Origin of the sequence: Pseudomonas sp. 22082 (assembly GCF_052046055.1) — a bacterium.
Classification (GTDB): domain Bacteria; phylum Pseudomonadota; class Gammaproteobacteria; order Pseudomonadales; family Pseudomonadaceae; genus Aquipseudomonas; species Aquipseudomonas pharyngis.
On record NZ_JBQEQB010000022.1, the window covers coordinates 51,795 to 65,543 of the forward strand.

At 60.3% G+C, this 13,749-nt stretch carries 13 protein-coding genes; 2 read left to right on the forward strand and 11 right to left on the reverse strand.

Annotated features, from left to right (window positions below; all coding sequences use genetic code 11):
- Positions 1–216: 216 nt before the first annotated feature.
- The 6 genes from ACTJK9_RS23165 to galE all read right to left on the reverse strand — a co-directional run bounded on the left by ACTJK9_RS23165 (position 217) and on the right by galE (position 6,416).
- Positions 217–2,295 carry a YjbH domain-containing protein gene (locus ACTJK9_RS23165; RefSeq protein WP_221397802.1) on the reverse strand — a complete coding sequence of 693 codons (2,079 nt, stop codon included), beginning with the start codon at positions 2,293–2,295 and terminating at the stop codon, positions 217–219.
- Complete coding sequence (locus tag ACTJK9_RS23170; RefSeq protein ID WP_041475371.1) at positions 2,292–3,056, reverse strand: capsule biosynthesis GfcC family protein; 765 nt, start codon at positions 3,054–3,056, stop codon at positions 2,292–2,294. Before ACTJK9_RS23170 ends, ACTJK9_RS23165 begins: the two co-directional genes overlap by 4 nt.
- Complete coding sequence (locus tag ACTJK9_RS23175; protein ID WP_440816569.1) at positions 3,053–3,718, reverse strand: YjbF family lipoprotein; 666 nt, start codon at positions 3,716–3,718, stop codon at positions 3,053–3,055. Before ACTJK9_RS23175 ends, ACTJK9_RS23170 begins: the two co-directional genes overlap by 4 nt.
- A gap of 11 nt (positions 3,719–3,729) precedes the next feature.
- Positions 3,730–4,845, reverse strand: coding sequence for a polysaccharide biosynthesis/export family protein (locus ACTJK9_RS23180; RefSeq protein ID WP_172829496.1), 1,116 nt, complete (start codon positions 4,843–4,845; stop codon positions 3,730–3,732).
- A 90-nt stretch (positions 4,846–4,935) separates the two neighbouring features.
- Complete coding sequence (locus tag ACTJK9_RS23185) at positions 4,936–5,172, reverse strand: hypothetical protein (protein ID WP_003226528.1); 237 nt, start codon at positions 5,170–5,172, stop codon at positions 4,936–4,938.
- A 227-nt stretch (positions 5,173–5,399) separates the two neighbouring features.
- Positions 5,400–6,416 (reverse strand): UDP-glucose 4-epimerase GalE, encoded by a 1,017-nt coding sequence (galE, locus tag ACTJK9_RS23190; RefSeq protein WP_085613140.1) that lies wholly within the window; start codon positions 6,414–6,416, stop codon positions 5,400–5,402.
- A gap of 379 nt (positions 6,417–6,795) precedes the next feature.
- Between galE and galU the strand changes: the two genes are divergently transcribed.
- Together galU and ACTJK9_RS23200 are read left to right on the forward strand one after the other, a co-directional pair.
- Positions 6,796–7,629 (forward strand): UTP--glucose-1-phosphate uridylyltransferase GalU, encoded by an 834-nt coding sequence (gene galU / locus ACTJK9_RS23195; protein ID WP_134827553.1) that lies wholly within the window; start codon positions 6,796–6,798, stop codon positions 7,627–7,629.
- Positions 7,630–7,676: 47 nt separating this feature from the next.
- Entirely contained in the window at positions 7,677–8,084 is a 408-nt protein-coding gene (locus ACTJK9_RS23200; RefSeq protein ID WP_085649285.1) for a mannose-1-phosphate guanylyltransferase, read from the forward strand.
- A 3-nt stretch (positions 8,085–8,087) separates the two neighbouring features.
- Here ACTJK9_RS23200 and ACTJK9_RS23205 read toward each other — a convergent pair whose 3' ends face one another.
- The 5 genes from ACTJK9_RS23205 to ACTJK9_RS23225 are packed head-to-tail and all read right to left on the reverse strand — an operon-like array spanning position 8,088 to position 13,740.
- On the reverse strand, positions 8,088–9,236 hold the full coding sequence (locus ACTJK9_RS23205; RefSeq protein ID WP_440816575.1) for a GDSL-type esterase/lipase family protein: 1,149 nt from the start codon (positions 9,234–9,236) through the stop codon (positions 8,088–8,090).
- A gap of 12 nt (positions 9,237–9,248) precedes the next feature.
- A complete protein-coding gene (locus ACTJK9_RS23210; RefSeq protein WP_085649287.1) occupies positions 9,249–10,292 on the reverse strand; it encodes an acyltransferase family protein in 1,044 nt (347 codons plus the stop codon).
- A 12-nt stretch (positions 10,293–10,304) separates the two neighbouring features.
- Positions 10,305–11,408 (reverse strand): hypothetical protein, encoded by a 1,104-nt coding sequence (locus tag ACTJK9_RS23215; RefSeq protein ID WP_440816577.1) that lies wholly within the window; start codon positions 11,406–11,408, stop codon positions 10,305–10,307.
- Positions 11,399–12,631: a polysaccharide biosynthesis C-terminal domain-containing protein gene (locus ACTJK9_RS23220; protein ID WP_221397807.1), complete on the reverse strand. Its 1,233-nt coding sequence runs from the start codon at positions 12,629–12,631 to the stop codon at positions 11,399–11,401. The genes ACTJK9_RS23215 and ACTJK9_RS23220 overlap by 10 nt, the downstream gene beginning before the upstream one ends.
- Positions 12,628–13,740, reverse strand: a complete 1,113-nt coding sequence (locus ACTJK9_RS23225; protein ID WP_085613134.1) for a polysaccharide pyruvyl transferase family protein — start codon at positions 13,738–13,740, stop codon at positions 12,628–12,630. Before ACTJK9_RS23225 ends, ACTJK9_RS23220 begins: the two co-directional genes overlap by 4 nt.
- Positions 13,741–13,749 lie beyond the last annotated feature (9 nt).

The window sequence follows — 13,749 nt, forward strand, 5'->3', positions numbered from 1 at the left end:
GACGCCTTCGCGGGCAAGCCCGCTCCCACAGGTTTTTAGGTGATGCCGTAATCTTCGCCACTCCTCGAANCGAAGGCGCCGGATCATTCACCATCAGGTATGAACCTGGAACACACCGACTCCCACAGCAATCACGGCTGCATCAAGATCCCCCTTCACCACAAACAAAAACGGGAGCCATCAGGCTCCCGCTTTAACTCCCCCGCTCTCCCGAACCTACTCGGTAATCTTCCCGAAGTTGCGGTAGAACATGTCCCCTTCACGGCTGTCGGTCATGGAGTGCAGTTGGAAGCTGCGGTTGAGCCGCGCGCCGCCGTCACGGGTCAGCGGTGCCCACACCAGGTTGGCGCGGCGCATGGTCGACATGCTCATCATTTCGTCGAACGGGATCGACAGGTACAGCCCCTTGTCGAAACTACCCTCGCCATACTCGGCGCTGCCGGCGGTGGTGATGGTCGCCCAGGCGCCAAAGCGCACGCCGTTGAAGAACTCGCGGGAGATGTCCACCGTGCCGCCAAAGTCGCCCGCCAGGTAACGCCCGACGCTGACTGCGGCCAGCGTGTCGAATGGCAGGTCGGTGTAGCCGGTGATGTGGCCAGTCCAGACCGAGTAATCCTGCAGGCCGAAACCCTGGTCGAACTCACGCTGACGCACGTAGTTCAGGTCCGCACCGATCGACCAGCGCTTGCCGGTCGGACGAAACAGCACCTCGCCCCCGACCCCGGCGAACATCGATTCCAGATAACCGCCGTAGACCATGCCGTACAAATCCTTGTCCAGTTGCTCGGCGTGGCTGACCTGGAACAGCGGCATGGTGGTGTCCGACGTGGTCAGGTACTGACGCAAGTCGGTGCGCACGCGCGGCAAGCCGCTGGGGGCGTCGTAGGTGAACTTGTCGAAGTTGTTGATCAGGTTCTGACTCAGCAGACCGTTCCACCAGGTGTTGCGGTTGAAGCGGTACTCGGCATCCAGATCCGCCGTGAACTGATAGAGCAAACCATCGGGGCCGCCGACGTTCTGTTTGAAGCCCAGGCCGACGCCGTAATTGAAGTGCTGCGGCGCTTCGGTGTAGAGGGTTTTCTCGTTGCGCGGCATTGCCGGGTTGATCTCGGTGGTGCGGTGCAGCGATTCCAGCGGCTCTTCGTTGTTGATCACTTCGCGGAAGGTCTGCCGGGGCACGCTGGTTTCTTCCAGCGGCAGGTCGTAGCGCTTGTTGACCACGGTAAACCAGTCGATGTCGTCGTTGACGCTGTTGTCGAGAATCCGGCTCGCGCGGCCGACGGCCTTGGGCGAATGGAAATAGCGCTGCTGCTCGCCGTACACGATCAGTTCGGAATCGCGCTGGGTGATGCGCTCGACCTTGTAGCCGGCGTTCTGCTGCAAGCGCCGGGATACGTCGGCCCAGTTGACCTCTTCCATGGTCGCGGTCGGCGCCTTCGCCGGCAGCGGTTCGGCCGGTGGGTCGAAGGTCTTGGCCGGGGCCTTGCGGCTGACGAAATTGGTGTGGAACGTGATGCCGAACATCGCCGTGTTGCCGCGCTCCCAGGCCGCACTCACATCGACGGAATCGGTCACCTTGAACACCGCGCCAAGGTTGATCGGCGAGTCCTGCTTGATGATGTTGTCCTTGGGCTCGTGCTTGTAGTCGTTGCCTTCGTATTCGAGTTTCAGGCTGAGGCGGTCCCAGGGCGTCTGGTAACTCACGCCGCCGAAAAACGACGGCTTGCCGCGAAAGTACGAGCCGGCGTTGACGTCACCGGTGCCTTCCAGGTCAGGGCGGGTGTTGAAGCGGTCACTGATCGAACCCAACGGGTTGTCGACATCGCCGCGATTACCGATGTAACCCCAGGCGATGCCGGCACTGAAATCAAAGTTGTCATAGCGCTTGTTGGCCACGAAGAATTCACTGGCAAACAAACCGGTACCGCCGATGTCTCGAAAGCCCAGCGCCACTTCCGGCGCCCAGTGGCTTTCCTGCCACAGCCGGACCTTGGCGTCGACCGCCTTGTCCTTATAGCTCTGGCTGCCGCTCAGCGCTTCGGAACCGTACGGACGGTTGGTGATGGCGGTGTAGCGAAACGAACCTTCCAGCCAGTCGAGCGGCTGCAACGAAACGCTGTATCGGCTGTACGGTTCGGTGCGGTTGGCGTTGACGCTCAACTCACCAGCGGGCGACATGCGCGCGGTCGGGGTCTGCAACAGACCGACGCCGCCGAAGTCATTCTGGGTAATCCGAGGCTCGGCATGCACCAGACCACACGGCAATAACAACACAGCTGCAAAACGCAAATTCAACGAACCACCTCAGCCAACTGCGTGGCAATCAATTCGGCCAACTGCTGATTCAGTTCAGGGACAGGCGGATCCAGATCATCGTTTTTCACCGGCACCAGAATCTTGCTGCCGGCCACCGGCATCTGTCCGCTCTCGCGGTTCCAGTGGGCGATGCCGACCCGCCGCGATTCGCCGTTGGGCTGGATCAGCCACAGGTAATCGGCATCGGCGTCGGCCTCCAGCAACGTGCAGCCCTGCAGGTATTCGCGGGCCTCCTGCAACGGCTGGTAAGGCAAACGGCACGGCTCGGCGACCGCGCCCAACACTTCGACTTCGTCGACCCGTTTCGGGTAGATCAGTTGATCGCCATCGTCGAGACGGATGTTGCGGGCGAAACCGACTTCCACCGCCACCGGATCGAGATCGGCGATCTGCCGCCCGGTCACCGGCATCTGCCGGACCTGCTCGGCCAGTCGTTGTGCCAGCGCCGCACGACTCGGCTTGTCGAACAACATGGCCATGCGCTGCAGCACATCCAGATCGAACAGCACGCCGACCTTCAGCCGCGTCTGTTCCTCCAGCAACGATTGACGCAACAGCACACCCGCCAGCCAGTAGCCTTCGGCATTCGGCACGGCCTCGCCGATCACATCGCGCAAACGTCCGCCCGCCGGCAATTCGATCGGGCCCGGGTTGGCGACATCACCGCTGACGATGACCGCGGCCTCGCTGGCACCGGCAAGCAACATCAGGCACGCCGAGAGCGCTCTTAGCCGCTTCACGGGACATGCCTGCGGTCAGGGGTCAGCTGCACGATCCTGACCCGCAACTGCGAGGTCAGTTGCTGTTCACTTTGCACAATGAAACCGTCCACCGGATCGACCCAGTAACGGTTGGTCGCGCGCAGGCCGATGGCCGGCGCGTCAATCTGCTCATCGACGCGCAGCACGGAGTATTCCTTGTCGAGAATGTCGAGGGTTTCCAGGGATTTTCGGGAGAAGCGGCTGTTGACGATGATCCCGACTTCCTGGCCCTTGTAGAGGTCGATCCAGCGGCGGCTGGTGTAGCCGTCGGTGATGCGATGCAGGCCCTGTTTGAACGGCGAGTCATCGGACAGGCGCGTGCCGTCCAGATCACCCTCCACGCCCAGGCCCACAGTGCGCATGGCCAGGCCGTCGCGCATCAGCAGCACCTGCTTGCCGGAGGCGACCCAGAACTGCAGGTCCTCGCGCTCGCGCACCAGCGCCAGCACCCCGGACCCGGACGGCGTGGTCAGTTTGAGCTGGGGATACTTGACCCCCGCGACCTGCTCCGCCGACACGTCCAGTTCATCCGGCCCGATGACGGTGGACTTGAGGTTGTTCAACGAAGCGCTCATCAGCGGATTGCAGCCACTGAGCAAAACGGCCGCCATCAGGCACACGCCCACTTTCAACGTTTTCACAGTCGGCGGCCTTATTTGCTGTTGTTACTGTATTCGCTCCAGTTCTTCGCAGCGGAAGCCCCGGTCCCGACAATCGATGCCGACGGCACCAACTGGCTGATCAGGCGATTCCAGCGAGTCACGTTGGCAGGCCCGACGTAGACCACGTCCTGAGGCCGCACTTCGAAGTGCGAGGCGAGCGCCATGGCGGTCGGCGATTCGGCTTCCAGCTGATAGATTTTCGCCGGCTCCACGTCGAGGTTTTCCACCCCGCGAATCACATACACGGCGTTGCCGTTGGAGGTGGTCTGGCTCAAACCGCCGACCGAGCCGAGCACGTCGGACAGGTTCATGGTGGCGGTCTTGAAGCTCAGCGCACGGGGCTGGTTGACCTCGCCCATCACGTAGATGCGCTTGTTGTCGTTGTACGGCAAATACAGCTGATCGCCTCCCTTGAGGTAGACGTTCTGCAATTCGGAATCCTGCTGATTCAGCGCATCGAGATTGAGCGGATAGACCCGCCCGTTGCGCGTCAGCATCAGCCCCGACAAGTCGGCATTGTTGGTATCGACACCGGCCGAACCGAGGGCCTCGACCACGCTCAGCGGGTTGGTCGAAATCGCCTGGGGGCCGGCCTTGGTGACGGCGCCCGAGACCACGACTTTCTGGCTGGCGAAACGCAGCACCGCGACATCCACTTGCGGCTCGGCAATGAACGCCGAGAGACGTTGCTCGATGTCCGAACGCAGTTGCTGGATGGTTTTGCCGGCGGCCTGGACTTCCTTGATGTACGGGTAATACAAGGTGCCGTCGGAGCGCACCAGACGGCCGTTGGCGTCGATCTGCTGTTGCGCACCCGAAGGGGCGGTCAGCTCGGGGTGATCCCAGACCGTGATGTACAGCACATCGTTGCTGCCGATGCGGTATTCGGCCGGGGTCGCCAACAACTCCGCCGGCACCGACTCACGCTTGTACGTGGCGCGGTTCATGGCGATGAGCTTGGGGGTGATCGGAATGAGCTCGACCCGGCTGCTTTCGCTGGCGCCCTGGCGCGTGATGCTACTGGTGCTCAGGTACTGGCCGGGGGAGAACATGCAACCTTGCAAAGCGATACTTGCCAACAATAAAAGAGAAAAACGACGGGTCATAATGGCACTACGCTATTCAAGGGCGAATCCAAAAACAAAGTCACCCGACTTTCGTCGGGCGACCCTGTACTGCACCAACAGATACTTCAGTTAGTTGTGCGTGCCGGTTGTACCCGTGGTACCGGTGGTACCCGTTGTACCGCCGTTGGCACTTCCACCACTGTTGGACGCCGCTACAGCACTGGCGACCATGGCAGTACTGGCAGCAGGCGCTGTAGAAGCCGCGACACTGCCAGATACATTGGTCACTGCTGTAAGCGGCGCTTCAGCTGCGGAGGCCCAGTTGCTCAACATCGTCAACAGGGCGATCGCCATCACTTTCTTCATATCAACTCCTTTCTAACATCGCACCTGAACATCGGGTGTTGGTTAGAGGTGGTAGAGTTCAAGTCGCAAAAAGCGCGAACAAGATCCGTTGTTCTTTCACAGTCTTACGCAACTGATAAAAGTCGAACGGCAGGTTTATATCTACGGACTTGCAAAAGGCATTGCCAGTCTAATTTCCCGACGATATCTAACAACCTGACTGAAACTAACATTGCACTAAAACGCCATCATCCCTGATAACCCCGGGGATGATTCGATTGCCAGCGCCAGGTGTCGGTGACCATGTCCTGCAAGTTGCGTGTGGCTTTCCAGCCGAGTTCCTTGGCGGCCTTGGAGGCGTCGGCCCAGCTCTCGGCAATGTCCCCGGAACGCCGTGGCATCACCCGGTAAGGCACCGGCTGCCCGCAGGCCTGCTCGAAGGCGCGCAGCACCTGCAACACGCTGTAGCCGTCGCCGGTGCCGAGGTTCCAGGTATGAATGCCAGTGCGGTCGGCGATGGTTTGCAGGGCTTTCAGGTGCCCGTCCGCCAGATCGACGACGTGGATGTAATCACGCACGCCGGTGCCGTCGACCGTCGGGTAATCGTCGCCGAAGATCGACAATTCCTTGAGGCTGCCGACCGCCACCTGGCTGATGTAAGGCACCAGATTGTTCGGAATGCCGTTGGGGTCTTCGCCCATCTGCCCGCTGTGATGCGCGCCGATCGGGTTGAAGTAGCGCAGCAGCGCGATGCTCCAGCGCGGTTCGGACTGGCACAGGTCGCGCAGCACGTTCTCGACGATCAGCTTGGACTGGCCGTAGGGATTGGTCGGAGTGCCGGTCGGGAAATCCTCGCGGATCGGCATCTGCGCCGGCTCGCCGTAGACCGTGGCGGACGAGCTGAACACCAGCCGGAACACCCCCGCCGCTGCCATTGCCTGGCACAGCGTGATGCTGCCGCTGACATTGGTTTCGTAGTATTGGAGCGGCTTGCGCACGCTCTCGCCGACAGCCTTGAGCCCGGCGAAATGCAGTACGGCGTCGATAGCGTGCTGCTGGAAAATCCGGTCCAGCAAGGCCCGGTCACAAACATCCCCGCGAATCATCAGCGCACTTTTGCCGCAAATGGCTTCCACCGCGTGCAAGGCGGCGTCGCTGCTGTTGCAAAGATTATCCAGAACTACAACTTCATAACCTGCTTCAAGTAGTGCAAGTGTGGTGTGCGAGCCGATATAGCCGGCGCCCCCCGTTACCAGAATCTTCATAGCGCGGTCCATAAGTGGGAAAAGTGCCAACTCGCGTGTCAAGCGCTGTTTGTTTAATGTGTGTCTTGATTCACACAAACAGCGCGACAACAACCAGAAACAAAAACAGTTCAATCACTGGCTATAAATATTTTTACAAGCCAAACTGTATTGCCTGGTACTTATTAGCACTCCCGCGCATTCATCACTATCAACGGATGCCGACTAAAAATAACCAATAACTGTCAAACCGACATCTCATAACATTGTCGTGTTTTACACTCATTGCTATTTGCCACTCATCTCCCGAGTCAGGTATTAAAGTACAGCTTCAATAACTTGCAACCTTCGTTATTGCAATAAACGATGGCAGTGCGCCATGAATGACCAGGAAACTTTTATGATCCGTAAATGTTTGTTCCCCGCTGCCGGTTATGGCACGCGTTTCTTGCCGGCCACCAAAGCCATGCCCAAGGAAATGCTGCCGATCGTCAACAAGCCGTTGATCGAATACGCCGTAGAAGAAGCACGGGACGCCGGCCTGCAACACATGGCCATCGTCACCGGACGGGGCAAGCGCGCACTGGAAGACCACTTCGACATCAGCTACGAACTCGAACACCAGATTCGTGGCACCGAGAAAGAGAAGTTCCTGGCCGGTACTCGCGAGCTGATCGACACCTGCACGTTCTCCTACACCCGTCAGGTGGAAATGAAAGGCCTCGGCCACGCGATTCTCAGCGGCCGCCCGTTGATCGGTGACGAACCCTTCGCTGTGGTTCTCGCGGACGACCTGTGCCTGAACCTCGAAGGCGACGGCGTGCTCACGCAGATGATCGAGCTGTACAAGAAATTCCGCTGCTCGATCGTCGCCATCCAGGAAGTCCCGCGCGACCAGACCCACAAGTACGGCGTGATCGCCGGCGAGGCGATTTCCGACGGCATCTACCGGGTCAACCACATGGTGGAAAAACCGGCCCCGCAGGACGCACCGTCGAACCTGGCGATCATCGGCCGCTACATCCTCACGCCCGACATCTTCGACCTGATCGCCGACACCGAGCCGGGCAAGGGCGGCGAAATCCAGATCACCGACGCCCTGATGAAACAGGCGCAGAACGGCTGCGTGCTGGCCTACAAATTCAAGGGCCTGCGCTTTGACTGCGGCGACGCCGAGGGTTACCTGCAGGCGACCAACTTCTGCTACGACAACGTCTACCTGAAGGGCCGCTGAGCGGCCCCCACTGATTCATCGCAGCACGCACATCCAACGAGGCAACCATGAACATTGCACAACATTCCGCAGAGATTGAACGTGAGGTGGACAACCTCGGGGTGATGAGCTGGTTATCCCGCCATCAGCCATTGCCCAGCGCCAATGGCCCGTGGCTGGGCACCCTGCTGCTGGTCGACCGCCTCGGCGTGTTTCCCTCGTCCGGGGACATACGTCGAGCGATGCGCGATCCCTATCCCCTGCTCGCCCACCTGAAACGGATCTACGGCGAACAGGCGCTGGAGGTCGATGACCGCGACGGCCTGAAGATGATCTTCAGCGACTGGCGTTTTCGGGTGCGGATCTGCTGCAACGACCCGGCGATCATCGTCAATGTGGAAACCCGCTGCGTGACGCAGTTGATGCCGCAGAAAACCGCAGAGCTGCTGAGCCATCTGGATCTGTTCGACAACTGACGGCTACTTCGAAGTCTCGTCACAGCTATCCTGTGGCGAGACTTTTTGCTGTCCGCCCACGACCCAACGATAGAAGTAATCGGCAATCACCCACCCGCCCGTGGCCGGCACCGGATGAATCTTGTCCGGCCCGATCATGGCCGCTGCGTAGCGTTTGACGTCGGTGCCGAACGCACATTGCAGATTGGCATAACCCAGACGCTGCTCACGGGCCCAGGGCTCGATGACCTGCGCATAAGCCGACATCGGATAGGCGCTGGAGCGAGTGGTGTCCTGACGCAGGATCAGGTTGATGCTCGCCGCCGGTTGAATCTCGCGGAGCATGCCGACCAGCCCCTGAACGTTATGCAGATACTGCTCGGGCTTCACGCCAAAACCCTGATCGTTGCCACCGAGCATGATCAGGTAAATGTCTGCGGGGATCTTCGAAACCACGGCTTTCCACTGCGCCTGCCAGCGGGCATCGTCGTGGTAGAAATCAGCGGACGCCGCACCGGACGCCGCCAGTTTCGAGACCCGAACCCCGTTCTGATCGTTGCTCAGCCACAGACCGAACAGGGTCGGTGCGCCTTTCACCACTTCCAGCCTGAAGGCCCAATCGGTCGCGGCCGACGTACCGGGCAGCGGGACTTCCTGTACGCCCTCGCCCGCGAGTTTCAACGGCTGCCAGTCGGCGGAGGGTGACCAGCGATAACGCAACTCACTGGACTCGCCGTTGCCGAGGTAGAGCAGTTTCGCCTGAGTGACTGCGGTGTTGATGGCAGGCGTCGGGCTGGCCTCGACTTGCAGCCAGGCGCCGGGGTGGCCGGTCACCGTGCGGCTGTCGGGGCTGGCCTGGCCGAGGCCGGAGACCTGCCAGTCGCCGCCGAAGTATTTTTCGCTGCTGCGGGTGTACTTGAAATGCGTGCCGCCCAGCGCTGCGCCGTGGTTGAACCCGACATACCCCGGCCCGGCAAACCCGACCTCTCCGGCCACGCGCTGCACCAGTTTGTTCAGGTAGAAATCCTGCCCCGCGCTGTAGCTGTCACCGATCACCGAGATCGACAACACCTTGCCGGCCTTGCCTTCACGCCACTGGCCAAACCGCTCGCGAGCGTCGCCGACCTGCACCACCGACGCCGCCACCGGCGGCACATCATCAACAGCCAGCATGAATCGCTTCCTTCATCGGGTCTGCGCCACCGGGGCAATGGTCGCCGCCGGTTTCTTTTTCGTCGCGGCACGTTCGCCGAGAAACAGCACGGAGGTGAAGTTGAACCGGCTGAAAATCATCGACAACACCACAGGCCCGAGCAAGCCACACGTCAAACCGCAGAACACCAGCACGCTTTCGTCTTTCACACCCAGGCGGCCGAGGATCGAACGCGACGTAGCGGCGAACAATACGTGAAAGAGGAAAATCGCGTAGGAGTAACCGCCAAGCCAGGTCAGCGTCTTCGAGCGCATGTCACTCGACAGTAACGCGATGCAGGATACGCAGCCCACGGTCAGGCCGATCAGGCTGCGGCGGTCGACAATCAGCTCGCGATCCACCGCCGCCACGTACAGCAGCGTCAGCGAGATCAGCACAAACACCAGCGGGCCGATCACCTTGAACGTCTGCTTCAGCTCGCTGACCTTCTCCTGGCCGATCATGCCCGCCACGAAGAACGGCAGCAGATAAATCGCCCCGTTGATGCCGAACGCGTCCACGGGAAACGGCGGCAACAGGAAAACCGCCGCCGCGAAGGCGAACAACAGGTACAGGCGCGTCGGTGTACGCAACAAACCGCGCCACTCCAACAGGCCGACGAACATGAAAATGATGAACACCGCCTGCAGAAACCAGAAGTGGTTGATCGGCACGTAGAACGACAACAGCGCATCCATCACGCTGACGTCCTTGTTCACGCCCGGCCCCACCGCCTGCAATACCGAGAACGGCACCCCCACGCAAAACAGCGGCACGATCAGGCGCCGCACCTTGCCGCTGAAGAACGCGGAAAAGTCATTGCCGCGAATCTTGTAGAGGGAATAGATGTAGCCGGAGATGAAGGTGAACAGCGGCATGCGCACGTACACCATCGAATCGGCGATCACCCGGAACGGCGAGCCGATGTCGATTTTCAAACCACCGCCCAACGGCCCGATCACGTGATAGAGCACCAGCAACAGGCACGCCAGGCCACGCAGGGTTTCGATCTCCAGGGACTTTTTCTTGCTCGACATAAAGCACCCGCCTCAATTCAGAATTCTTGATTCAACCTTCATCGGTTTGTTCGCCCGCAACATCAACCCCAGGCCCACGAACAGCACCGGTACCACCATCGAAAAGTGCCGGGCGAACGAACCGAAGTCCGGCTCGAACAAGCCTTGAACCAGCAGAAACGCCAGCGGAATCGCGATCAGTTCCTTGGGTTTGGTCTGGATCGGTGCGCCCTTGTAATCGGTCGAGGTGATGACTTTGAACAGCAGCAGCGCGGTCATGATCATCAACGCGACGAAGATCACCTGACCCGGCCCGGACAGCAGAATCAGCTCTACGGGGAACGACAAGCGGAAGAAAATGATCATCGAGTCCAGGGCCTGCGAGACGAAGTCGCTGCCGCTGAGCCACGAGACGATCAGCGATTTGGACCCCTCCTCGCCCGCCGTGCGCAGTTCGTTGTTGCTGGCACGAATCGACGACACCGGAAAGCCCAGCGCCAATTGGATCGCCATTGCAACTGCGAGATAGAACAGGAACAGCATCAGGAAGAAGGTGGTGCGCGAGACGTATTTCTTCATCACGCAGACGCCGACCCAGGACAGCGAAAACAAAATCCAGTAGGGCCGGATCAGCACGCCGTAGATCACCGCCGAGAGGAAAAAACCGCCGCGATATTTGCGCGTCAGCGAGCTGAACAGAATGCTCAGCACCGCCACCGACACGATGATTTCCTTGGTCAGGTTTTCCAGGAAAAACGAACGCACGATGCCCCACAGGCACAGGGTGCCGAAGATGGTCAGCGGCATGCGCCGGAACACCACCACAGGAATGGCCGTGAGGAAAAAGTTGCAGAACATCCCGTAGGCCCAGGCGTTGGTCAGGTTGATCCCGGTGGGCCGCAGCAGGAATGCCGAACACTCGTAGGACGAGCGATCCGGCGAGAACGGGTTCCAGAAATTACAATTGTCGGCCCGGGCATAGGACGACCACAGGGTCATCGCGTCCGGGCCCGGATCGCGCGGCACCAGCAGCGGCATCGCCACCGACAGAAACAGCCCGGTGAACAGGATCAGGAACGACAGCGAGGAATCGAGACGGCGACCACGAAACTCGATGCACGGCAGTTTCAGGCCCATGACACGACAGCCTTTTTCGCCCGCGTGGCACGGGTCAGCAGCGCGATCACGGCGAGCTGCACGGTGATCCCGAAGACACTGCCCCAAGCCGCTCCGTAAATCGAATAATGCTTGATCAACACGTAACTGACCGGCACCGACACCAGCAGGCAAATGGCCGCACTGGCAAGGGACACCCGACTGTTTTTCGACGCGATCAAGCCGCCCCAGACGATGTCGCCAATGGCGCGCAGAGCGAAGGAAAAGATCAGCACACCGAGGACTCCATTGTCCGGGCGTGGCACCGATGTCGCGACGTAATCGAGAACGATGTTGAAGAACAGATAAATCCCTGCCGCCACTGAGGCTGACACGAGCAGCGAACGCATGACCCATTTGTTGATAAACAAGTGCCTGACCGTGAACGCTTGCTGATCACCCTGAAAACGCTTGGCGAGCACCGGGATACCGACCACTGCCACCACCGCGTAGGACAACGCCTGCAACGTATTGGCCGCCGACCAGGCGTACACATACTTACCGAGACTGGCGTAAGGTTCGAGGTCGACGATCAGAAAGCGCTCGACACATTGACTGAGCGCAACCAGACCCGTGCCCAGGTAAAACGGCAAACCTGCCTTCCACACGGTCGACGTCGCCAGTTCCCCTTCCTCACGCCCGCGGTGAGCGCTCACCACTATGAGGTAACCGGCTACGATCACCGACACGTTGGCGATGACCCACAGCCACAGTACGCTGGCAATGCCAGAGACCCAGCCGAGCATCATTCCACCTACGGCCAACAGTGCCCAGAGGCCGCTTTTGATGAAAAACAGCAAGGCACCCGGTGTAGCTTTCTGCGCGGAAAACACGAACGAGTTGACCTCGAACGACAGGTGTTCGGTGAGCAGCACCAGCGTCACGCAGGCGATCAGCGCGGTGGTCGCTTCCACCGACTGGAACAGTGAATAAATCACCACCGTCAGCACCGACAACGCCAGGCCCACGGCCAGGTACAGCAGCAGCACCTTGTCCACGACCCGGCGCGAACTGCCGCCCACACTGATCAGCCGGTTGATCTCGGAACTGAAACCGACGCTGTAGAACTTCGATGCGATCAACGACGCCGCGACCACCACGCCGTAAAAACCCAGCGCCTCGTAACCGAGGTAATGGGTGATGGCGAGCACCAGCAAGAACTTCGCGCCCAGTGCTCCGCCGCGCAGCAACAGCCGGAATATCATCGAATGACGCCCTTGATGATGTCGTCCATGGCCACGGTTTTCGCCTCGATCTCGCGGCAGGTGTCGGTCAGGCGTTTGCCGAAATTCGACAGGGCGTCCGGTGCGTAAACCGTGTCGATGATGGTGTCGACATTGATGTCGCCGCCGTTGATGACCCAGTCCTCGACGCCCATGTCCTGATAGGCGCCAAAGCCTTTGCGCTCGTAGCTGATGTGATACGCCGGGACACCCGAGAGCAGCGATTCGATCGCGCCGTGCAGGCGTACGGAAATCACCAGGTCCGGTTGGTATTTGGCCAGTGTCGCCTTCAACGGCAACAGGTCCTCGGTGATGCCCAGTTCGCGATAGAACGCGCCGTCATCGTTACCACGCACGGCGCTTTGCACCGCACAGACCACTTTGCTTTTGTTCTTCAAGCGCTGCAGCAGCACTTTCAGGTTGGCCACGTAGTCCAGCTTCTTTTCCTTGCTCCACGCCGGCGGTTTGCGCAGCACCACGCACACCGTGGCCGGCGTCGAAGCGCAGCGGGTGAACTTGGGTTGCTGAAGGATCTTGCCGGCCAGGGCCTGCACTGCGAGGTCCGGTGCGCGGTAGACATTTTCACAGGCATCGAACAATGCCGAGGAGCGGTTATCGCGTACGAACACCGCGTCGGCGCTGGCGTAGTGGCCGACGATCTTGTCGCTGTCGCCGTGGAACGGCCCGATGCTTTGCGGCAGGTACACCGACGGCACTTTGCTGAGGATCGCGGTTTCCAGCTGCTTGGCGTGGCCGAGTTTCAGCTTGATGTGCTCGAAGGCGCTCTTCGAACGCATGTAGCCGCCGCCGACGCCGACGATCAGATCGGTTTTCTTCAACAGATCCGCCAGCCCCGCGTAGGACTGATTGAGGAACACCGCCTGCTTGACCCGGCCCAGGCCCTTGGCCGCCATGACTGGCGCATCGAAGCGCGGGTGCGGCAGGTACTTGAAAGAGTCCGGGTCGGAAGCCACCACACTGATCGCGGTGTCTTCGCCAAAGTTGCGCTGCACCAGCGCAATGGCCAGATCGACCAGCAGACCATCACCGGAGTTGGAGGCACTGTAGCCATGCAAAATCGTTACGTTCATGAGCGGAGT

What these genes read in the sequence shown, in the direction of transcription:
- ACTJK9_RS23180 (WP_172829496.1), bottom strand. Translation starts at nt 4,845, where the DNA reads ATGACCCGTCGTTTTTCTCTTTTATTGTTGGCAAGTATCGCTTTGCAA.
- galE (WP_085613140.1), bottom strand. Translation starts at nt 6,416, where the DNA reads ATGAAGATTCTGGTAACGGGGGGCGCCGGCTATATCGGCTCGCACACC.
- ACTJK9_RS23225 (WP_085613134.1), bottom strand. Translation starts at nt 13,740, where the DNA reads ATGAACGTAACGATTTTGCATGGCTACAGTGCCTCCAACTCCGGTGAT.
- ACTJK9_RS23210 (WP_085649287.1), bottom strand. Translation starts at nt 10,292, where the DNA reads ATGTCGAGCAAGAAAAAGTCCCTGGAGATCGAAACCCTGCGTGGCCTG.
- galU (WP_134827553.1), top strand. Translation starts at nt 6,796, where the DNA reads ATGATCCGTAAATGTTTGTTCCCCGCTGCCGGTTATGGCACGCGTTTC.
- ACTJK9_RS23185 (WP_003226528.1), bottom strand. Translation starts at nt 5,172, where the DNA reads ATGAAGAAAGTGATGGCGATCGCCCTGTTGACGATGTTGAGCAACTGG.
- ACTJK9_RS23220 (WP_221397807.1), bottom strand. Translation starts at nt 12,631, where the DNA reads ATGATATTCCGGCTGTTGCTGCGCGGCGGAGCACTGGGCGCGAAGTTC.
- ACTJK9_RS23215 (WP_440816577.1), bottom strand. Translation starts at nt 11,408, where the DNA reads ATGGGCCTGAAACTGCCGTGCATCGAGTTTCGTGGTCGCCGTCTCGAT.
- ACTJK9_RS23205 (WP_440816575.1), bottom strand. Translation starts at nt 9,236, where the DNA reads ATGCTGGCTGTTGATGATGTGCCGCCGGTGGCGGCGTCGGTGGTGCAG.
- ACTJK9_RS23200 (WP_085649285.1), top strand. Translation starts at nt 7,677, where the DNA reads ATGAACATTGCACAACATTCCGCAGAGATTGAACGTGAGGTGGACAAC.